Source organism: Paenibacillus mesotrionivorans (genome assembly GCF_046098205.1).
Classification (GTDB): Bacteria; Bacillota; Bacilli; order Paenibacillales; family NBRC-103111; genus Paenibacillus_AR; species Paenibacillus_AR mesotrionivorans.
Map to the genome: position 1 here is coordinate 143,268 of NZ_JBJURJ010000007.1, position 19,411 is coordinate 162,678.

At 44.4% G+C, this 19,411-nt stretch carries 21 protein-coding genes and 1 riboswitch; of the genes, 13 read left to right on the top strand and 8 right to left on the bottom strand.

Features of this window, described 5'->3' with window-relative positions:
• The first annotated feature begins 266 nt into the window (after window positions 1-266).
• Genes ACI1P1_RS12255 through ACI1P1_RS12285 form a run of 7 tightly spaced genes read left to right on the top strand, consistent with a single transcriptional unit; the run spans window position 267 to window position 5,251 of the window.
• Window positions 267-695 carry an arsenate reductase ArsC gene (locus tag ACI1P1_RS12255; RefSeq protein ID WP_416216677.1) on the top strand — a complete coding sequence of 143 codons (429 nt, stop codon included), beginning with the start codon at window positions 267-269 and terminating at the stop codon, window positions 693-695.
• Between the two features lie 11 nt (window positions 696-706).
• Entirely contained in the window at window positions 707-1,030 is a 324-nt protein-coding gene (locus tag ACI1P1_RS12260; protein ID WP_416216678.1) for an ArsR/SmtB family transcription factor, read from the top strand.
• A gap of 43 nt (window positions 1,031-1,073) precedes the next feature.
• Window positions 1,074-2,135 (top strand): ACR3 family arsenite efflux transporter, encoded by a 1,062-nt coding sequence (gene arsB, locus ACI1P1_RS12265; protein ID WP_416216679.1) that lies wholly within the window; start codon window positions 1,074-1,076, stop codon window positions 2,133-2,135.
• Window positions 2,136-2,160: 25 nt separating this feature from the next.
• The gene (arsC, locus tag ACI1P1_RS12270; RefSeq protein WP_416216680.1) at window positions 2,161-2,586 is read left to right on the top strand and encodes an arsenate reductase (thioredoxin); all 426 of its coding nucleotides are present in this window, start codon (window positions 2,161-2,163) and stop codon (window positions 2,584-2,586) included.
• A gap of 24 nt (window positions 2,587-2,610) precedes the next feature.
• Window positions 2,611-3,012 (top strand): arsenite efflux transporter metallochaperone ArsD, encoded by a 402-nt coding sequence (arsD, locus tag ACI1P1_RS12275; protein ID WP_416216681.1) that lies wholly within the window; start codon window positions 2,611-2,613, stop codon window positions 3,010-3,012.
• Window positions 3,013-3,022: 10 nt separating this feature from the next.
• Entirely contained in the window at window positions 3,023-4,795 is a 1,773-nt protein-coding gene (gene arsA / locus ACI1P1_RS12280) for an arsenical pump-driving ATPase (protein WP_416216682.1), read from the top strand.
• A 21-nt stretch (window positions 4,796-4,816) separates the two neighbouring features.
• Window positions 4,817-5,251 carry a protein-tyrosine phosphatase family protein gene (locus ACI1P1_RS12285; protein WP_416216683.1) on the top strand — a complete coding sequence of 145 codons (435 nt, stop codon included), beginning with the start codon at window positions 4,817-4,819 and terminating at the stop codon, window positions 5,249-5,251.
• An 82-nt stretch (window positions 5,252-5,333) separates the two neighbouring features.
• On the opposite strand, the gene ACI1P1_RS12290 is transcribed toward ACI1P1_RS12285, so the two are convergent.
• The 4 genes from ACI1P1_RS12290 to ACI1P1_RS12305 form a co-directional block, all read right to left on the bottom strand.
• Complete coding sequence (locus tag ACI1P1_RS12290) at window positions 5,334-6,656, bottom strand: voltage-gated chloride channel family protein (RefSeq protein ID WP_416216684.1); 1,323 nt, start codon at window positions 6,654-6,656, stop codon at window positions 5,334-5,336.
• 69 nt (window positions 6,657-6,725) lie between these two features.
• Window positions 6,726-6,785: riboswitch (Fluoride riboswitch) on the bottom strand.
• Window positions 6,786-6,943: 158 nt separating this feature from the next.
• Window positions 6,944-7,429, bottom strand: a complete 486-nt coding sequence (locus ACI1P1_RS12295) for an arsinothricin resistance N-acetyltransferase ArsN1 family A (protein WP_416216685.1) — start codon at window positions 7,427-7,429, stop codon at window positions 6,944-6,946.
• A gap of 223 nt (window positions 7,430-7,652) precedes the next feature.
• Entirely contained in the window at window positions 7,653-8,516 is an 864-nt protein-coding gene (locus ACI1P1_RS12300; RefSeq protein WP_416216686.1) for a permease, read from the bottom strand.
• A gap of 61 nt (window positions 8,517-8,577) precedes the next feature.
• On the bottom strand, window positions 8,578-9,027 hold the full coding sequence (locus ACI1P1_RS12305; protein ID WP_416216687.1) for a MarR family winged helix-turn-helix transcriptional regulator: 450 nt from the start codon (window positions 9,025-9,027) through the stop codon (window positions 8,578-8,580).
• Window positions 9,028-9,182: 155 nt separating this feature from the next.
• Here ACI1P1_RS12305 and ACI1P1_RS12310 point away from each other — a divergent pair, with 155 nt between their 5' ends.
• The 3 genes from ACI1P1_RS12310 to ACI1P1_RS12320 all read left to right on the top strand — a co-directional run bounded on the left by ACI1P1_RS12310 (window position 9,183) and on the right by ACI1P1_RS12320 (window position 10,879).
• Window positions 9,183-9,986, top strand: coding sequence for a class I SAM-dependent methyltransferase (locus tag ACI1P1_RS12310; protein WP_416216688.1), 804 nt, complete (start codon window positions 9,183-9,185; stop codon window positions 9,984-9,986).
• On the top strand, window positions 9,943-10,461 hold the full coding sequence (locus ACI1P1_RS12315; protein WP_416216689.1) for a MarR family winged helix-turn-helix transcriptional regulator: 519 nt from the start codon (window positions 9,943-9,945) through the stop codon (window positions 10,459-10,461). Before ACI1P1_RS12310 ends, ACI1P1_RS12315 begins: the two co-directional genes overlap by 44 nt.
• 334 nt (window positions 10,462-10,795) lie before the next feature.
• Window positions 10,796-10,879 (top strand): IS3 family transposase, encoded by an 84-nt coding sequence (locus tag ACI1P1_RS12320; RefSeq protein WP_416216849.1) that lies wholly within the window; start codon window positions 10,796-10,798, stop codon window positions 10,877-10,879.
• 464 nt (window positions 10,880-11,343) lie between these two features.
• Here the strand turns inward: ACI1P1_RS12320 and ACI1P1_RS12325 are convergent, their stop codons facing one another.
• On the bottom strand, window positions 11,344-11,712 hold the full coding sequence (locus tag ACI1P1_RS12325; protein ID WP_416216690.1) for a winged helix-turn-helix transcriptional regulator: 369 nt from the start codon (window positions 11,710-11,712) through the stop codon (window positions 11,344-11,346).
• Window positions 11,713-11,867: 155 nt separating this feature from the next.
• Here ACI1P1_RS12325 and ACI1P1_RS12330 point away from each other — a divergent pair, with 155 nt between their 5' ends.
• Window positions 11,868-12,974, top strand: coding sequence for a Gfo/Idh/MocA family protein (locus ACI1P1_RS12330; RefSeq protein ID WP_416216691.1), 1,107 nt, complete (start codon window positions 11,868-11,870; stop codon window positions 12,972-12,974).
• 371 nt (window positions 12,975-13,345) lie between these two features.
• Here ACI1P1_RS12330 and ACI1P1_RS12335 read toward each other — a convergent pair whose 3' ends face one another.
• Both ACI1P1_RS12335 and ACI1P1_RS12340 read right to left on the bottom strand, forming a co-directional pair.
• Window positions 13,346-13,828, bottom strand: a complete 483-nt coding sequence (locus tag ACI1P1_RS12335; protein WP_463605676.1) for a toll/interleukin-1 receptor domain-containing protein — start codon at window positions 13,826-13,828, stop codon at window positions 13,346-13,348.
• Between the two features lie 649 nt (window positions 13,829-14,477).
• Window positions 14,478-16,079 carry a recombinase family protein gene (locus ACI1P1_RS12340; protein ID WP_416216693.1) on the bottom strand — a complete coding sequence of 534 codons (1,602 nt, stop codon included), beginning with the start codon at window positions 16,077-16,079 and terminating at the stop codon, window positions 14,478-14,480.
• 158 nt (window positions 16,080-16,237) lie between these two features.
• On the opposite strand from ACI1P1_RS12340, the gene ACI1P1_RS12345 reads away from it, so the two are divergent.
• A complete protein-coding gene (locus tag ACI1P1_RS12345; RefSeq protein WP_416216694.1) occupies window positions 16,238-16,609 on the top strand; it encodes a hypothetical protein in 372 nt (123 codons plus the stop codon).
• Here the strand turns inward: ACI1P1_RS12345 and ACI1P1_RS12350 are convergent, their stop codons facing one another.
• A complete protein-coding gene (locus tag ACI1P1_RS12350; protein WP_416216695.1) occupies window positions 16,610-17,458 on the bottom strand; it encodes a recombinase family protein in 849 nt (282 codons plus the stop codon).
• Window positions 17,459-17,991: 533 nt separating this feature from the next.
• Here ACI1P1_RS12350 and ACI1P1_RS12355 point away from each other — a divergent pair.
• Window positions 17,992-19,239, top strand: a complete 1,248-nt coding sequence (locus ACI1P1_RS12355; protein ID WP_416216696.1) for a hypothetical protein — start codon at window positions 17,992-17,994, stop codon at window positions 19,237-19,239.
• Window positions 19,240-19,411 lie beyond the last annotated feature (172 nt).

The window sequence follows — 19,411 nt, forward strand, 5'->3', positions numbered from 1 at the left end:
TAAAATGCAGGACTTCCAAGCTTTATTTATATTTTAAACAGAAAATATAGACATGCATTGATATAATATAAGGGTATTCCTGGGTTCTAGTTCTTCTCTACAGTGGGATGTCTAACGACGGAATAACTGCTTTTCAAGGTTATACTTCTGCAGAGAATTAGATCTGTAAACTGATTCTTACCTTTACAAAATATTAACACAAACTGCGTATAAAATATAATCAATTAATTATATAATGATTTACAAATATGAAGGAGCGTGAGAAAATGAAGAAGCCAATTCGCCTTTATTTCATTTGTATTGAGAACAGATGCCGTAGTCAGATTGCTGAAGCCTATGCCAAACAACTAGGTAAAGATCATGTTATTGTAGAAAGTGCAGGTTTAAAGGAAAGTGAGATACACCCCTACACTGTTGAAGTTATGAAGGAAGTAGGAATCAATATTTCTTCAGCTGTATCCAAGCGGATTGACATGAAAGTCTTTATTCAATCCAATATTATTGTGAAGTTGTGTCAGCAGACCAATGAAAAATGCCCGGTGGTTCCATTCGGAGTTCAAAGTGTTCAGTGGAATATCCCTGATCCGTTGCAAGGTGAAGAGGATAGTCTGGACAACGTCCGTGCTAGCCGCGATGTAATCAAAAGTAAAGTGATGGAGTTGTTAAGAAATCTTGATGTTCCATTGTACGAATGAGGGGTGATTAAATGCTGTCTATAGAAAAACTTGCTGATGAATTGAAGCTGGCAGGTGATAAAACCAGACTAACGATTTTGTTATATTTGCTTGAACGGGAATGCTGTGTCTGTGATCTTGCAGAGCTGCTTCAAACCAGCCAACCCAATGTAAGCCAACATATGCGCAAGCTGAAGGATGGCGGGCTGGTAAAGGAATCCCGCAAGGGGCAGTGGATATACTATTCCTTGAATATGGAGAGTAAGCCGTATCTCCTTGAACTGTTGCGCTTGCTTCCTTCCCAAAAGGAAAAATTGGATCAGGCAGGTATCGGTAATGCTGATCGCTGCCAGTAAAAAAAGCTGTGGTTACTACAAAGAATGATAAGGAGTGACAGTGTTGGTAGATCCCAGTAAAAAAAGGCTATCCTTCTTGGATCGTTATTTAACCTTATGGATTTTTATTGCAATGGCTGTCGGTATATTGCTCAGCTATATTTCCCCCGGTTTTGTGGACGTTTTGGACCGCTTCCAAGCGGGAACCACCTCTTGGCCTATTGCCATTGGACTGATTCTGATGATGTATCCTCCTCTTGCAAAAGTGCGTTATGAGGAATTAGGAAAAGTATTCCGTGATTGGCGCGTGTTGTTGTTATCACTCGTTCAGAATTGGATTATCGGCCCGATTCTTATGTTCGTGTTAGCGATTGTATTTTTGAATGGATACCCGGAATATATGGTTGGGCTCATCATGATCGGGTTAGCCCGATGTATTGCCATGGTTATTGTTTGGAATGACTTGTGCAAAGGTGATACAGAATATGCGGCCGGTCTTGTTGCATTCAATTCTATCTTTCAGGTATTGTTTTACTCCGTTTATGCCTACGTATTTGTGACTGTTCTTCCCGGATGGTTTGGCTTGGAGGGAATGTCTATATCCATTACCATCGGAGAAGTGGGACAGAGCGTATTAATCTACTTAGGTATTCCATTCTTTGCTGGAATGCTCACACGGATCATTCTTGTGAAGATGAAAGGGCGAGACTGGTTCGAAAAAGTGTTTATTCCAAAGATCAGTCCCATTACCCTGATTGCACTTTTATTTACGATTATTGTCATGTTCTCGCTTAAGGGAAATACGATAGTCGAATTGCCCTTTGATGCCATTCGGATTGCAATCCCGTTATTGATCTATTTTGTCGTGATGTTCCTGATTTCATTCTATATGGGTAAGCGAGCAGGTGCAGGTTATCCTGTAACTTCCACCCTTGCTTTCACAGCAGCAAGCAATAATTTTGAGTTGGCAATTGCAGTAGCCGTAGGTGTGTTCGGTATTCATTCCGGAGCAGCCTTCGCCGCGGTAATCGGACCATTGGTGGAAGTGCCGGTGATGATTGCACTCGTCAATGTGGCCCTGCGATTCCAACGCAAATATTTTCAGAATAAAACCATTCAAAACTAATTTCTTATAAAAGGAGAACTTACACATGGAAAACAAAAAGCTGGTTTACTTTCTTTGCACCGGTAATTCTTGCCGCAGTCAAATTGCTGATGGATTTCTGAAGGCACTCGGAAGCGAAAAATATGAAGTGAAAAGCGCAGGTTTGGAAGCTCATGGCTTGAACCCCCGTGCCGTTCAGGTCATGCAAGAAGCCGGCGTAGATATTAGCTCCCATACGTCCAATGTAATCGATCCTGATATTCTAAACCGGGCAGACTATGTTATTACACTCTGTGGACATGCGGATGAGCATTGTCCTGTTATTTCCAATAAGAATGTAGTGAAGTGGCATTGGGGCTTTGATGATCCAGCCAAAGCAACAGGCACGGAAGAAGAGATCATGGCCAAATTTAGGGAAGTGCGGGATGCTGTAAAAGCACGGATTGAAACCTTTGTGGCAGAAGGACAATAATGTGACTCCTGGAGGGAACATGAGATGAGGCAAATTGATATTTATGATCCTGCGATGTGTTGTTCAACCGGGGTTTGCGGTCCGGCAGTAGATCAGAAGCTGATTCAAGCAGCGGCAGACCTGGACAGCTTAAAGAAGCAGGGAATCAAGGTGAATCGCTATAACCTGGCACAAGATCTGGATGCCTTTGCCGGTAATGATACGATAAAAGCTTTACTGGCAGCACAAGGCGTAGATGTGCTTCCCGTCACTATCGTAAATGGGGAGATCTGCAAGCAGGGGGAGTATGCTTCTCTGGATGAGCTCACCTCTTGGTTAGGTAATGAGAGGCTTCCGACAACTGTGAAACGCTCCTTCATCAAATCAATTGAAGTAACAACGGGTAACGGAAGCTGCTGTGGTGGCTCCGGAAGCTCTTGCTGTTAGGTGAATGTGGATGAACGAGCAAACGCAGTTTGATCCTGTTGCTCTGCAGACCAAGTTCATATTCTTTACCGGCAAAGGCGGTGTAGGGAAAACTTCACTTGCCAGCGCAACCGCTGTGCGATTAGCGGAGTCTGGAAAGCGAGTGCTGATTATCAGCACAGACCCAGCCTCCAATCTGGACGATGTTTTTGAGCAGAGGTTAGCTGCTGACCCAGTAGCTATAACAGGAGCACCCGGTTTGTTTGCCGCTAACCTGGATCCGGAAGAAGCAGCACGAGCATACCGTGAATGCGTGATTGCCCCTTATCGAAATATCCTGCCGGAATCGGCAATCAGGAGCATTGAAGAGCAATTATCCGGAGCCTGTACGGTAGAGATTGCTGCTTTTGACGAGTTTGCTAAGCTTCTGGCTGCTTCCGAGGTAAAGGGGAGTTGTTATGACCATATTGTATTAGATACGGCTCCTACAGGCCATACCTTGCGCTTGCTGAACCTTCCTATGGCGTGGACCGGTTATCTGGAGGAGCATACAAATGGAGCCTCCTGCTTGGGACCGCTATCAGGGCTAGGCGGGAAAAAGGATCTGTATGCTCAAACCGTTTCCGCATTGGCAGATCCTTTGCAAACGACTCTGGTGTTGGTTGCCAGACCAGACCGGGCAGCTCTTGTGGAAGCCGCGCGTGCAGCCGATGAGCTTTTGCAAATCGGTATTGCTAATCAACAAGTGGTTATTAATGGCGTGCTTGATAATCCAGGAGATGATCTTGCCGCAAAGTCCTATAGAAGCCGTCAAGATCTGGCTTTAGCTCTAATGCCACCCTTATTGTCCCAATTGCCGACCTATCGGATGACACTTCACCCGCACGGCCTCATTGGTGTAGGGGCGTTAAAACAGATGTTCCAGCCGGTTATCCCGTCCTCAGTCAGAGCTCCGCAGCCTCCTTATGATCTGGATGGTGCTGGCCTGCATTCGGTGGTTGAGGATTTGATGAAAAAGGGCCGGGGAATCGTCATGACGATGGGAAAAGGCGGCGTAGGAAAAACAACAATGGCCGCGGCGATTGCACTCGGGTTAGCAGAGAAGGGAGTACGGGTTCATTTATCGACGACAGACCCAGCCGCGCATCTCCTCTCCGCATTAGGAGGAGACCAGCAGGTAGAGCATCTAACGGTTAGTCGTATAGAACCAAAGTCGGTCACGGAACAATACAGGAATAAAATGATTGCGGAAAACAAAGAACGTTTAGACCAAGAAGGATTAGATCTTCTGGCCGAGGATTTATCATCACCCTGCACCGAGGAAATCGCGGTTTTTCAAGCCTTTGCTGAAGTTGTATCAAAAGCTGATCAAAGCTTTGTTGTATTAGATACAGCTCCTACGGGCCATACGTTGTTATTACTTGATGCTGCGGAAGCCTATCATCGGGAAATGCAAAGGGCAACTGGCGATATCCCTATTCACGTACGCCAGCTTTTGCCGCGTCTGCGGAATCCGGAGGAGACTGTGGTTGTTCTTGTAACACTCCCGGAAGCGACACCCGTATTGGAAGCAGAACGGTTGCAAGAGGACTTGCGGAGGGCCGGTATCATACCTCAATGGTGGATTATCAACCAATGCTGGTTGCCTGTAGCTACGACACAGCCCGTCTTAACTCAACGTGCTCAAGCGGAGAGAGAATGGGTGGAGTATGTAAGACGGATTGCCAGTCAAGAAGTGATGATTCCGTGGCAGGTGGAAGAGCCGGTGGGTGTTGAACGGCTCCTACGGTTGACTCATTCTTAATGTAAAACAAAGGAGCGTATCATGAATCATTCGTATCATATGTTAGTGGAGAATAGCATTTATTTTGGCGGGGCAAAAGATGTTCAAGACATGATTGAGCAGGAAGGAGTAGAAGTAGTCGTCGATCTTCGCGAGGAAGCAGAGGGATGTGCTTATCCGAAGCCAGGAGTGGTGTGGATTCAGGTGCCGCTTGGAGACGAGGCTGAAGAGCCACAGGCTGAGCTTTTTAAACAGGCGATCGCCCATGTTGTGGGAGCTCATAAAGAAGGAAAGAAGGTTGCTTTTCATTGTGGTGGAGGAAAAGGGAGAACCGGCGCGGTGGCCGTTGGAACGTTAATGGAGTTGGAAATGGCTAACTCATTAGAAGAAGCTGAACAAAAAGCAAAAGCCATTCGACCGATTATATCGGTAAAGCCCGCCCAATGGGAAGCGTTGCAGAGTATATACAAAAAGTAATGCTGGAATTTAAGATTCAATAAAGAAGGTAATAGGGATGTATGTGTTGCAGGAAACCGACACAAGCATCCCTTTTAACGATCTACTTACCAATCTGTTTCTTCTTTAATTGTTTAACTGTTCCTATTGTTGTTCCTGTTGGAATGGATATGAAATGCGATTTCGAAACCCCTATTTCTTGGGACGTATATATTCCCGTATGCCCGGAGAACAAGAAACTAACTAAGCAAGCTATAAACATATAAACTGAACCACTCGAACCAAATAGTTCAATTCCCATTATAAAGCAGGCAATAGGCGTATTGGTCGCTCCACAAAACACAGCAATAAATCCAAGGGCAGCCAAAAATGGTGCATATAAATTTAATAGTCCTGATAATGTATTTCCTAGTGTAGCCCCAATCGCAAACAAGGGAGTTACTTCTCCTCCCTGATACCCAGTTCCCAGAGTTAAAGAAGTAAAGATTAACTTCCAAAAGAAAGCAAACGGTGACATCTCTTCTTTGAAAGAGTCTTGAATGAGTGGAACTCCCAGGCCTAAGTAGTCGCGGGTGTCGAGTGTATAAACCAACCCGATGATAATGAGACCTCCAATCGCACTTTTAAACATTGGATTCCTGAACCATTTGCTGAATGACTTTTTCAAAGTATGGGTTAGCTCACTAAAGAATACACTTGTTAATCCAAACAGTATGGAAGCGAATATGACTTTAACTAATATCAAAAGAGTGAGGTTAGGTACCTCTCCCATGTGGTAATGGATGTGTGGAACTCCCCAAAAGGATGTAGTGACGATATTGCCGACAAAACTGGCAACAAATGCGGGGATTAAGGCCTCGTGGGAAATGAGTCCGATAGCGAGCACCTCAAGACCAAAAACCGTACCAGCCAACGGTGTGCCGAATACGGAACCGAAACCGCCGCTTATGCCACATATAAGCAAGATTCTTCTGTCGATGGCATTTAATCGCAGCAACCTACCAAACCCCTCCGCTAAACTTCCGCCCATTTGTACAGCCGTGCCTTCTCGGCCGGCAGAACCACCGAATAGGTGAGTAACCAGTGTCCCAAACAACACTAAGGGCGCCATTCGTAAAGGTACAGCTGCATTTCCATAGTGAATTTGTTCCAGTATTAAATTATTCCCCTTTGAACTACTCTTTCCAAACTTTAAGTATAAAAAACTAACTAACGCTCCTCCAAACGGCAATAGGAACAATAACCAGGCATGCCGCATACGTAAATCCGTCACATAACTCAAACTTGTAAGAAATAAGGCGGATGCTGATCCACATAACATCCCTACCCCAGTACCAAGACCAATCCATTTCATAAACGTAAGGATTAATGCTGTTGATACTGTTTTTTTTGAGAGATCATCCAGTTTCTTTCGAATCCTTTCCATGCCAAATCACGCGTCCCTTCTAGGAATTAGCGCCAAAAAACAAACAGACTCCTACCAGGGAATATGGATTCTCTGGTAGGAGTCATTAGCCGTTCGGCGGTTATGGCGAACTCCATCGCCTATTCAACTAAAATACATTTTACTCGGTTGATTTATTACAGTCAACAGAATATCCATGATTATTTGTCTACGCCGCCCCACGAATCGGTCGCTCAATTCAATATGTGTCAGAAACATACTGGAAGAGAGTCTGCTGTTGCTGCAGGCTCTCTTCCCATGTCTCGGCATCATAGGAGCTTTTCCATTGCCATGATATCAATATACTGGCCATCCAATATTCCTTGCTTCTCAAAAATTCCGACCTTCCGATAGCCAGCCTTGTGGTAGAGGGATTGTCCTGGTTCATTATGGGGAAAAGTAAACAAGACAATTTTGTAGAACTGATGGGAGCGCGCTACCTCATCCAGCTCTTTTAAGAGAGCCGTTCCAATCCCCTTGCCTCGATGGCTTCTCGAAATATAGACGGATAAGTCTGCAACACCACTGTAAGCACACCGGTGAGAATAGGGATTCAAAGATGCCCAACCGACAATTTGATCTTCAACTTCCGCGACAAGTACGGCATAACGTCCTTGATGAGCTTCCATCCATTCGTTCATATATACCGCGTCTTTAACTGACGATTCCAGCGTAGCAATGCGATCCTCAATACCCATATTATAAATAGCTAACATCGCTGCTGAATCTGCAGTTTTTGCCAATCTGATTTTCATAAGAACCACCCCCAAATCATCCACTAAACAGCCATTAGCTGCTTTTGTTCCCGCAACAATCCGACTTTAAATCTGCAAAGACGGATTCACTACCTTCCTTGTTTTCGCAGCAACCTGATGTGGATTGAGGCTTGACCTCCTCGATTTGAATATTGCAGCAGGAAGAATCATTATTTTTATTCGCAAATAAATTCTTAAGGATACTCATGTTCATTCACCTCCCCTAAATAATATAGAATAACATTCCAGATAAAGTGGCCATGGTGATGACAGAAATAATGAAGGCAACGACCAGCCGTTTTTTAAAAATAGAGTTAAGTAGGGTGATCTCCGGCAAGCTGGCTCCTGCCGAGCTAATCATTAGGGCCATTACCGGTGCAATTGCCATCCCCTTCATAATGAGGATTTGTGATATCGGAATCATCGTCGATAAGCGAATGTACAAAGGAATACCTATTATCGCGGCCACAGGGACTAACCACCATTGCTGTCCTCCGAACGTATTCGAGATCCATTCCGTAGGAACTGCGCCATGAATAATAGAGCCAATTGCTGCTCCAATGATCAAATAAGGGTATACACTTTTCATTAAAACAAAGGTTTCCCGGAGGGCTCCCTTAAGGCTAAATCGTTTCGTCTCTTCATTAAATCCCTTCATGACTACCTGCTTAACTGCTGATTCAAAGCCAAGTTTTTCTAAGGTGAATCCAATAATAACGGAAAAAACGGAGGTTATTACTGTAAATGCAACGGCAACTTTTATTCCCAAAATAGCACCCATTAGTGTGATAATGGTTGGGTCAAGGACAGGAGACGAGAAGAGGAAGACCATAACGACTCCAAAACGGATTTTTTTGTTCAACAGGTTTACGACTACTGGAATTGTGGAGCATGAACAAAAAGGAGTTATGAAAGCTAACAAAAGAGCTGCTGCGGTTCCCGGGACGGGATTCCTTCCGGATAAGTATCGTTGCATTTTATCCCAGGGAATAATTCCTTGAAGAAAACTAATAAGAAACGAAATGAGCACAAACAGTACGGTAAGTTCCAATGCAATGGCTAAGAAGTCTTTGATTATTTGCCACATGATAAATCTCCTCCAATTTAATTTGCAAGTTGCAAGTATATAATAAAAAGAAATGGGATGATTATCCCATAGGCTTACAACACAGGGGTGATTTACTCATGCTTTCGTTCAAAAGGAGGATAGAACGAATGACGGTGTCGCGCTCAAAAGCATTCATCTTTTCAAAAACATCGTTGAAAAAAGCATTCATCTGCTGGTCTATGGTAGTCGCAATAAATTTCCCTTCGGGAGTCAGACTCAGCAAATAAACTCGGCCATCCTCCGATGATGGGGTTTTCTTCACTAAGTTTTGTTTAATCAGCGATTGAATCTGCCGGCTAAATGTAGTGATATCAATACCAAGTGTATCAGCGACTTGCTGCATACTGGGTTGGTGTTGGCGATCCAATTCATACAAAATGTGACTTTGAGCTATGGAAATTTCAATGCCACCAGTGGTACAGCAGTTCTTATTGAGCAGGCCCAGCCGCCGACCCATAATTTGAAACATTTCACGTAAGTTCTGTTCCATTATTTTCACCTCGTAATGAAGTTATAGCATTATTATTTGCAAATTGCAACTTTATTTTTTATTGTTGCAATACGCAACTGTTGCGTGTTACATTTTAAATGTGAGTATTAAATGCATACAAAGAAATTCACTATAGCTCGAAGGAGAGTGTAACGATGAAAAGAAAAGGTATCCATGTCCCCACTATTGAGGATACAGTAGAAATTAGTGGGATTGAAACCTTGCATCCCGGAGGTTTTGAACTGACCAAGCGGACCGCAGAAATTGCAGGGCTAAAGAGTGGCATGCAGGTATTAGATGTATCCAGCGGAAGAGGGACGCAAGCTCTATTTTATGCTGAATACTATGATGTTCATGTGACGGGTATTGATATCTCTGAGAAGATGATTCAATCTGCAGAAGAGAATGCCCGGCGATCCGGTATGACAAACCGAGTTTCTTTTAAACTTGGGGACTCCCAGGCACTACCCTTTCTGGATAACACCTTTGATGTGGTCATTAATGAATGTGCAGTTGGAATTCCGGATGATTCACAGCAGGTTCTAAATGAGATGGTCCGGGTTGTAAAGCCTGGAGGAAGAATGGTAATCCATGAATCAATATGGATGAAAAAATTGACGAAGGTTGAAAAAGATGAGCTATCCGAACGATATGGCACGACTCCTTTAGAGCGTGAGGAATGGGATCTCATGTTAAGGAGAGCAGGTGCAGTTAACTTGATTGCGGAGCATGAGGAATGGTCTAAGCCGGAGAAATTTTGGAAGGTGAGAAAAAATCGGGACGTGACCCATCATTCCAAACTGCTTACCTTGCCTGAACGGCTGGTTACTTTGAAGCGAATTCTGCAAAAGCACGGGGTTAAGGGTATTCGAAAAGCATTAGAAAACGAAGAGAAATTTTTTGGAGCTGTATTAGATGGCAAGATCGGGTATTGTTTGTACAAAGGTGAAAAAGCTTAGCTCCACAAAGAATAAACATTTTGCCGCGGTGGTGATAAGAGTGAATAATATAGAACTAATATGGAATGCAGTAAGAGCGATAAACAGGAATATAGGGGCTTTGGAAAAAAGCGAAATTCTATGTTGTGGCGTAACCATTGGACAATGTCATGCCGTTTTGGAAATCGGTCTAGCTGGTGAAATTTCGCTCAATGAACTAGCACGTTTACTTAACCTTGATAAAAGCACGATGAGCAGAACGGTAAATAACCTGGTTACGGATGAATGGGTGGAAAGGGCTACTGATTCGGAAAATAGGCGGTATGTGAAGCTAAAGCTTTCAAAAAACGGTCAAGCTCTTTATGAAAAGATTAATGATGTGTTGAATTCATATTTCGAAAAAGTAATGTATGATATTCCTGAGAACAAAAGAGAGCAGGTTGCTGAAAGTCTGACACTTTTAATTCAGTCTTTAAACAAGAATAGCTGCTGTTAGTTGTATATGTTGCGAAGGTGATATAAATAATTATCAAAAGGGCCAAATCACATTAAGCTTTTGTGGCCGGTATTTCATCTATGTAACGACGTGAAAATTTCCGTACTTTTTGGGTACCGATACCCCTCGGCTCCACTTCCCTGTCCGAAAATATCGGACAGGACCAATAAAAAAGACACATTCTCAAATATGAACTGTGACCCGTAAGATGGACACTTTGAAAAAAGTGACCCTCTTGTGGGTCATTTGTGTTTTAATCAAATATTAGAGGGCGAGGTAGATCAAGTGGGCAAACGTAATCGAGTACTATTCTCGGAGCATGACATAAGAATGCTTGAGGCAAAACTCGGAACGATACCAATGGACATTAAAAAAGATGACCCCTGATGAATATAGGAGTCATCTGCTTGTAGCATAGAGCATGGCGGTTGCTTTTTCATTTGTCCACAAAGTGGGTTACTGTTCAATAACAGAGATATGTGTCTTTTTTATTAGGATTTGACCCTCCAGGATTTGGAATCCCCCGTGCGTGATTAGAGGCTAGGGACTTCGGTTACTAAGGCCGTAACTAATTCACCGGGAACTAATCAGGGGACTAAAACCGGAACCAATGAAAGGGAGGAATGAGGTGATGTGATGATAATCAGGTATAACGAATTAACAGAGCGGTGTACATTGTTTGGTCGAAAATTCTTTGCATAACATTATGTTAACATTGTTTAAGAATATTAAACAGCCGCGGCACCTAAATTTCGCCCTACTTATGATATGCTGAACCTTATCATAAGTAACGACAAGTTTTTTGTGGAAACCTCGCAGCAGGCTTGAACAGATGCTTTACCAAGGCGAAATTGTAGATTGAAAAGCAATGTCTGGCCAAATTCAAGGTTGATGCAAGTGTTTGTGCCCTGGCTTGTCGGTATTGACAAACCGTTTTCCCCATTCGCAAAGAGGATCGAGTACCGTCCGCAGAGACCATCCGCTATCAGTCAATTCGTAGACGACTTTGGCTGGGACCTCTGGAAATACGGTGCGAAAAATTAGTTCATCCTCTTCGAGTTCCCTTAACTGTTGGGTGAGCATTTTTTGTGTGATCGGCGAGAGCATCCGCATCATTTCCCCATTTCGCAGCGCACCTTGCTCTGCAAGCAGGCAGAGGATCGCCGTCTTCCACTTACCGCCGATCCGCTCCAGCGTCGCTTCGGTCGGGTTGTGAACCGTCTTTTTGGGGCTCTTGTCATCAGAATTCACCTTGTCATCCTCGTGTGTTATGATCAGCTACCTCCTTTATCGTACCTATTTGGTAACTATATTACGGAAAAGTGCGTACTTTTTTGATTCGATTATATCGTTTATATTCTTTCTTGTCAGTATGATGGTCGAATCGGTTAAAGGAGGAGAACAAAATGGATAAGAAAAACAACCGATGGGGCGTAGGAATCATCGGCGCGGGCGGTTGGGGCGGATTGGCACATGTCCCGGCGCTCTTGATGCTTGAGACATGCGAAGCTAGGGCCGTGACAGGAACACGGGTGGAGAGTGCGCGGACAGCGGCGGAGCTCCATGGCATCGAACGTTACTATACAGATGCTCTGGAGATGGCGAAGCAGCCCGACGTTGACATCGTGGCAGTAACGGTGAAAGTGCCGGAACACGATCAGTTGATCAGGTTAGCGACTGAAGCCGGAAAGCATGTATACAGCGAATGGCCGCTTGCACGGAACACTGGGGAGGCGGAAGCACTTCTAGCGCTTGTGGAGGCACGGGGTGTAAAACACCTCGTCGGTCTTCAGGCCCGAGGCAATCCAACCGTCCGCTTTATCCGGGACTTAATCGCGAATAATATCGTGGGCCGTGTCCTGGCGGTAAATGCCGAGGTCAAGCTGCCGGCATTCCCGACGACCAATGGGAACGTGGATTTGGCACATGTCTATCTTTTGGAAGAGTCTAATGGGGCCGATCAACTGACCATCGGGGCGGCGCACGTGCTCGATTCGATTGAATTTATGGTGACACCCTTTACTGAGGTGTCCGCATTATTAGCTACGCAATACCCGGAGGTGAATGTACTGGAGACTGGTACAACGGTACGGGCGAATGCACCGGATCATGTACTAGTTTCCGGGAAATTGGCCCAGGACGCGCTTGTATCGGCACAATTCGTTAATGCCGGCTCGCCTGGCTTCACTCTGAGGATAATAGGAACCGCAGGTGAACTGGTCGTAACGCCGCGGGATGGGTTGATGTTTCAGATGGACCGGCTAAACCTTTGCCTAATTAGACCGTACGTGGAATCCGAAATGCTCGAAACACCAAAGTCCTATGCTTCCAAGAGTATGGGGGATATACCACCAGGACCGGAGCACAACGTTGCTCATCTCTACGCTTTATTCGCCGAGCGGCTTGCCGGAGGCGAAGGGGAGTACCCTTGCTTCAAACAGGCAGTCAGGGTGCATCGCCTGATGGACGCCATCCGCAAGGCCTCCGCATTAGGCGTTCGTCAAATCGTGTGATAGAGGCACCCTTATTAGGTACTTTAAACTTGCCGTTACAGACAGCGCGGTGAACCGTATCATAAATAGAGGCGAGCTTTTTTGGGAAAACGCGCAGCAGGCTTGGAAAGGTGCTTTGCCGGGCATGGGTTTGGAAGGGATCACACTTGGCAGCAAAGTCAGCGCAAACGGGCCTCTGCGAGTTTTTCGGGAAAGCAAAAGCCTCACCGCTGGTTTGGAGAAAGGGGCAATTCAAAAAATGCTTTTGGAGTGTCGGGTCAAATTCGAGCTCGATTCCAGCGACTTTGTGCTTGTCCTTCATCTGGATCTGCTTCATCACTTTTACCTTGACAGAAGACCCTATCTCCACCGCTCAGGTAGGCAAACAGAACTTAGAGGGCGACTAACTCTGCGAGCTTGGCCGCAACGTCTGCCATTGGCTCTTCTGCAGTGTCCAAGCCACTTCGTGATCCGAGCAAGGGACTGACTTCGCGAAGAGCTTCATATGTTGTCTCGTGTACAATCGGAACGAGTCGCTCACGGGCGAGGAGTGCCGAAAGTTCTTTGTCGGCGATGCCCTCTTTTGGAAGACGGCGTAAAAGCGCAGGCGTAACCAGCACAATCCCTACTCGCGAGTTCGCCAAGCCCTTGTCTATGGCGCGTAGCAACGGCACGCCGAGGCCAACGTCCTTCTCGCTGAACCAGACGGAGACACCACGTGACTCAAGCAGATCGTGCAACTCCTTCGCGGCTCCCTGCCGGTCGTCCCACGCGTGGCAAAGGAAGACGTCCCGAAGGTCAGGTCGATTTGCCAGGTTTTCGACGCTGCTGCGGACTGGTGTGAGTGCCCGAACTTGTTCAGGCGTGTACCACACGGATGAACCTGCTCCCGACCAGCGCGGCTTTGAACTGCGGCTTGAACCTCCACCACTGCTTCGTGCGTCACCACTTCTTAGGGACGGGGAGTAAGATGAGGGTGAGTACGAGCTGTAGCCACCACTGTAACCACTACTACGGCCATAACGCCCACCGCATGCTGGGCAGTTGGCTGCGGCACTTGCAGAGCGATGCCCATTTACCGGGGCTGTACATCTAGCCATTTCTCTACCTCCTAATATGATTTTCCTATATATATCTTAAATCTATGAAGGAAAATAATCCATATATTTGATAGATTGTATGGTATTTTGAATTTGGTAGAGATGTTAAGTTTGCTATTTGACAGAGACACTGGTAAGGCTATCGGAAAGAATCCTATAGGCTTTTTTATTAGCCAGAACTATACAGCATATGTGTAGCACATGGGAGACACAACTCACCAGATTTATTAAGAAAAATTCCGTACTTTCTGGGTACCGATGCCCCTCGGCTCCATTTTGTTTATCAGACAGGACGTCCAATCGGACGTCCTCTTTGATTTGTCTTCCTTCATGGCGGTTGCTAAAGCCGCGTCACTGCTGGGTTTTTAGCGATCCATGAAGCATATGAGAAGAATTTTGCTGATTTACATGGTGGTACCACAAGTCATTGCCAATCAGAAACCATTGTTTTCTCGTACAGAACAGCTTCTTCTCCTGCGATTTGGATGGTCAAATAAAGTTTACCAGTGTCTCTGTTCACCGTAAGTTTGGAAATATACTTACGTGCCATAGTATGCAGGAGTTGAGGGTTCATGATCTCCTGATCAAGAAGACCAAGGAACGTTTGAATGTCATACCTTATTGCTGCTATAACTTCCTCCGACATATCGAATTCCACCCAGTTTGCTGATAGCCGCGCATGCTCCCCAGCCTTATGGGCAAGATCAGATTGCATCTCATCCAGCATTTCTTTATGGTATGACTTGCTCTTACCCGCCAGCATATCCTGTTCCAACAGTTGTATTCGCTTGGTTAAGAAATCAATTTCATTCTCAAGGTTCACTTTCTGCGCTACCTTGTGATGATTGCTATCCATGTAATGTTGCTTGAGTTCATTCTCCAGATTATCATTCATAAGCAGCCTCATTAATGCGATTCGCATACGATTGGCTACTATCTCTTCCACCTTCTCCTTGTTCCAGCCAACATACGGGCAATATTCTTTCCCTTTACGGAGATAGCCACCGCATACATAGTACTGGCGTTTACCGCCTTTCACCTTGCTTGATGTGGAGTTGCCTACCATTGGAGTGCCGCATTTGTCGCAGGTCATGATGCCTCGAAGCCAGAATGGGGGGGAGGGCTTTCTGTCGTATGACTTATGGGTTTCGCCGCCGCCATTCTGTCTCTCCTTAGCCTTAGCTTGGCAAGCTTCGAACACTTCTGTAGTGATAATTGGTGGATGCGCGTTATCTTTAATAATCCATTCAGAACGGTCACGCCACTTGACTCCCTTTGTTTGATACTCCTGTTTGTTCCAGCATCTGCGGCCAATATAAGCTTCATTGAAGATAATGGCTCGGATTGTGCTTGATGACCAAGTACCTCCTTTTTGAGAGGGTATCTGCTGACGATTAAGCTCTGATGCAATCTTTGTATAGCCCATGCCTTCGTATGCATATTGGTTGAAGATGTACCTCACAATATCAATCTCTTCCCGAGAGCCCAGCACCCATACAGCTTTGGTCTTCTGGGCTTTCATTGCAATGTGCTCTGTCCGATAGCCATAAGGGGGAGTGCCGCCGTTGTTATATCCTTGCTTTGCATTTTGGCTCATTCCCTTGCGCACTTCTACGGCCAGATTGGCATTGAAGAACTCGGACATAATCTCCAACATGCCTTCCAGGAGCTTATCCTGTGGAGTTTCAGCTTCCGTCTGCTCTATAACGGAAAATACTTTGACGCCTACCTTGGCAAGCAGGGACTTATAAATGACATGATCATCACGATTGCGGGAGAAGCGGTCAAACTTGTGAACCAGAATAGCCTCGAATGGCCGACTGGAGCGCTTGGCTATTGCAATCATCTTTTGGAACTCAGGACGGTCATCGGTCTTAGCTGATTTTCCTTTCTCAATGAACTCATTTACGATGATATGACCACGTTCCTGGCAATACTGCTGGATAGCTTTCATTTGGGCGGGGATGGACAATTCCTTTTCAGCTTGGTGTTCAGACGATACACGGACATAGATTGCTACTTTCATTTGGACGCAGCTCCTTTTGTATGTGGTTTTTTGGGCATAAAAAAAGCAGGCACACCACAAGGGCATGCCTGCGTAAAGCAACACTATGAAAATAGAGGAAATCATAAGCTACTCGTTGAATTGATGATTATCATAAATCGATGCTGGGGGAATAAAAGATGGCGGAACTGGTTACTGAGCTTGATGAAGTGGTAGTAAACGTGAAGCAGTTCAATGCTGACCTAGCCAACGGGGAATACATTGAAGGAAAATTAATTGCAGAGAAGCTAAGTGAATTTAAGCATTGGTATTACATCTCGGAATTGGACATGTTTGGTCCAAGTAAGTACATAGGATATAAAACCATGATCTGTAAAGATTACAGTGTATATAATGATGGCAGAGAAACGGAGAAAGTTCTTAAAAAGTGGTTTATGATCCTTGCTGAGGATGACAGTCTATATACGTCGCTCTGGGTAAAACTGAATGATCTCCATTATGAGCACGGGAAGAACCTTCGGAAGAATGCCGAGATACATATACTCAAGTAGTTACTTTGGGGCGCTTAGCTTCCTTAGGGATACTTCCCTATGGGCTGCGTCCCAAATTTCTTTATCAATGATTGCAGGATGGCACTCCTTGGTCACAATCCATTCCTCAGGTGGATTCTTATGACCATCCACCTCTGATTTCTTGTTCCAGGTTCGGTACCCCAGGTAGGCATGATTGCTCAAGAGAGAAAGGACAGTGGATGGCCGCCATACCTTGCTGTCAATCTTCTGCTTATTAAGGTAGGAAGCGATTTTCCTGCCACCCCAGCCTTCAGCAGCCAATTGGAAGATGCGCTTGACTGTCTCCACTTCATGATTAGGCCCGTATTCAAACGTTACCTTTACTCCATTCCTCTTGAGCCGATAGCCATATGGAGCTCTGCCGCCACAGTGGAAGCCCTGAATGGCATTTTCGCGCATGCCTTTCAGGGTCTCGTGCTTTAAGTTCATGTTGTAGAATTCAGATATAACCTCCAGCATCCCCTCTAGTAGCAGCCCATGGGGAGTATCTGGTTCAGTTGGTTCAGAGGCCGATAAAACAGAAATGCCCTGCTTTTTGAGCAGGGCTTTGTAAATGATATGATCTTGTCTGCTTCGGCTGAATCGGTCAAACTTGTGAACCAGAATGGCTTTGAAGTTCTTATCTGGCTGCTTTGCCGCGGCAATCATTCTCTGGAATTCAGGACGTTCCGCTGTCTTAGCAGACTTGGCTTCATCCACATATTCTTCAATGATCGTCCATCCCCTATCTACTGCATAGCGCTGTAAAGCCTCCCTTTGAGCGGGGATAGATAATTGACGTTCTGCTTGTTGTTCCGATGAAACGCGGAGATAGATGACAACATTCATTTGGTAATGCTCCTCTCAATTCGTATTGTTGTTACTCCAGGTCTTAGCTGCCCTCTTTTCTGTTTTCCAGCTCATCTCACCGCTGGATTGCTCGCTGTAAACGCAAAGAAGCCCGAATCCAGTAGGGATTCAGGCAGGTGCTAGTATCTATATAAATGCCATTATGGCTTTAGGGGAATGTAACTCTTTTTGTCATTATAGATAGTGATCGAGCACCATCTCCGTTGTGGGATAGGTGCTCTTTGTTTATTAGTTCTGGGCCTTCTTAATAGCATATTTGATTTCGATTACAGCAAAAACCGATGATTACCAGGATGAACCATATAAGAGTGGAGAAGGCTTTGCCTCCGTCTGGACAAGTGATCATAAAAAAAGGCACACCACTTGGCTACGTCTACTGGAAGCGAGTAAGTAGGATGTTTGCGATGCTGAAAGAATAACGTATAATTAGGTGGAAAAGGAAATAGCAACAAGTAGGATCTCCTTGTGTTAGGTGCATATAGGATACAAGACTGTTCATTCGGAGGTATAGTATGGAATATATTTATGCTAGTGCAATTGTTTTAATGATCATGGCAGGTATCTTTATAGGAAAACGGATTATGACAAGAAGGGTCTTACTAAACAATTCATCAAGTTCTTTGTTAGATATTAAGACTAGACCTTGGATTATCGAAAAAGCAAATGACACGAGTTTAAGTGCTTACACTCAGAGGAATAAACTTGTTCTTACTGAGAAGCTTAAGGATGGTTTAGGCGGATTACTTAAACTTACACCTGAAGCTAAGCAGATTATTACGAAGGAATCTAAGTTGTTATTTAAGTTCAGCGACGAAATCAGCAAGGGGATTGATAAAGGTATTTATAAGCAGATGATGGCCAAAGGTAGCAACAACCAATACTTAGGCATGGCTGCAGATAATAAAGGGAAAATTGTTGGCCATGGAAAGCAAATGAATCAAGATATTAAAAAAATTAATCCTGCAAAACTTGCAAATGTGGCATTGGGTGTTATGAGTGTAGTAACAGCTCAAGAATATCTGGACAGAATAAACCAACAATTACTAAGTATTGACCGAAAAGTAGATACGATTTATAGACACTTAAAGAATCAACAGTATGGTATTAGTAAAGGAAATTTAGAACATTTGAAACTAATATCTCTGGGAATGTATGATATTACTGATAAGCATTCAATGCTATATCAATCTGATATACTTAGAGTTATTAATGCAACGCTACAACAAATAGAAGGCATTATGCAGTCAGTTGTTCCACTTATGTCAGAAATGGTGAATCTAGATGTTAAGTCATGGGTGAAGATGGACAAGTATGAAACTATGATATTGGATATCATTAAGAACTTTGATGATTATATAACTCTTGGAATTGGAAATTTAGAAGTGTTGGCGGTAAGTGTTAAAATCCACAATGAACTTCCAGGGAAATCAGTGAACTTTGATAACGCTGCACTTGAAAAGACTGAGTATTATCTTAGTAGATTTCAAGAAATTGAACTTGAATTCACTCGTATCGCTAATCAGAAAATGTCAGAGTTAAACGCAAGTATGAGATCATCTGAAAAGAATTTTGAAAGGTATACGAGACTCGGATCATTTCTTGATAATGTAAAACTGAAGATACACTCGAGTTACAATGATGTTCAGAGCATACACAATGATGAGGTAAAGATAACGAGACCTTTTGATATTCAAATAGAATGTGATTCTGAAGGGAACGTAGTAAATGCGTATCAACTGGTAAAGCAGGATGTATCTTGAATATGGATTATATAATGAAGTAGAAGCCTGACAAATAACTGTCAGGCTTTTTAATTGATCATACGCTTCTCACAAAATACCCAAACTCCGAAGGATTCAGGTAAAAAATGATATATAATGGCCTGTCGGCTCTTGTTAGATATGGGCGATAGTAAGCCAGTCAAGGCCGCGA

Excerpts from the sequence above, each read along its gene's own strand:
- ACI1P1_RS12255 (WP_416216677.1), top strand. The coding sequence starts at position 267 with ATGAAGAAGCCAATTCGCCTTTATTTCATTTGTATTGAGAACAGATGC.
- ACI1P1_RS12260 (WP_416216678.1), top strand. The coding sequence starts at position 707 with ATGCTGTCTATAGAAAAACTTGCTGATGAATTGAAGCTGGCAGGTGAT.
- arsC (WP_416216680.1), top strand. The coding sequence starts at position 2,161 with ATGGAAAACAAAAAGCTGGTTTACTTTCTTTGCACCGGTAATTCTTGC.
- arsD (WP_416216681.1), top strand. The coding sequence starts at position 2,611 with ATGAGGCAAATTGATATTTATGATCCTGCGATGTGTTGTTCAACCGGG.
- arsA (WP_416216682.1), top strand. The coding sequence starts at position 3,023 with ATGAACGAGCAAACGCAGTTTGATCCTGTTGCTCTGCAGACCAAGTTC.
- ACI1P1_RS12285 (WP_416216683.1), top strand. The coding sequence starts at position 4,817 with ATGAATCATTCGTATCATATGTTAGTGGAGAATAGCATTTATTTTGGC.
- ACI1P1_RS12290 (WP_416216684.1), bottom strand. The coding sequence starts at position 6,656 with ATGGAAAGGATTCGAAAGAAACTGGATGATCTCTCAAAAAAAACAGTA.
- ACI1P1_RS12295 (WP_416216685.1), bottom strand. The coding sequence starts at position 7,429 with ATGAAAATCAGATTGGCAAAAACTGCAGATTCAGCAGCGATGTTAGCT.
- ACI1P1_RS12300 (WP_416216686.1), bottom strand. The coding sequence starts at position 8,516 with ATGTGGCAAATAATCAAAGACTTCTTAGCCATTGCATTGGAACTTACC.
- ACI1P1_RS12305 (WP_416216687.1), bottom strand. The coding sequence starts at position 9,027 with ATGGAACAGAACTTACGTGAAATGTTTCAAATTATGGGTCGGCGGCTG.
- ACI1P1_RS12310 (WP_416216688.1), top strand. The coding sequence starts at position 9,183 with ATGAAAAGAAAAGGTATCCATGTCCCCACTATTGAGGATACAGTAGAA.
- ACI1P1_RS12315 (WP_416216689.1), top strand. The coding sequence starts at position 9,943 with ATGGCAAGATCGGGTATTGTTTGTACAAAGGTGAAAAAGCTTAGCTCC.
- ACI1P1_RS12330 (WP_416216691.1), top strand. The coding sequence starts at position 11,868 with ATGGATAAGAAAAACAACCGATGGGGCGTAGGAATCATCGGCGCGGGC.
- ACI1P1_RS12340 (WP_416216693.1), bottom strand. The coding sequence starts at position 16,079 with ATGAAAGTAGCAATCTATGTCCGTGTATCGTCTGAACACCAAGCTGAA.
- ACI1P1_RS12345 (WP_416216694.1), top strand. The coding sequence starts at position 16,238 with ATGGCGGAACTGGTTACTGAGCTTGATGAAGTGGTAGTAAACGTGAAG.
- ACI1P1_RS12350 (WP_416216695.1), bottom strand. The coding sequence starts at position 17,458 with ATGAATGTTGTCATCTATCTCCGCGTTTCATCGGAACAACAAGCAGAA.
- ACI1P1_RS12355 (WP_416216696.1), top strand. The coding sequence starts at position 17,992 with ATGGAATATATTTATGCTAGTGCAATTGTTTTAATGATCATGGCAGGT.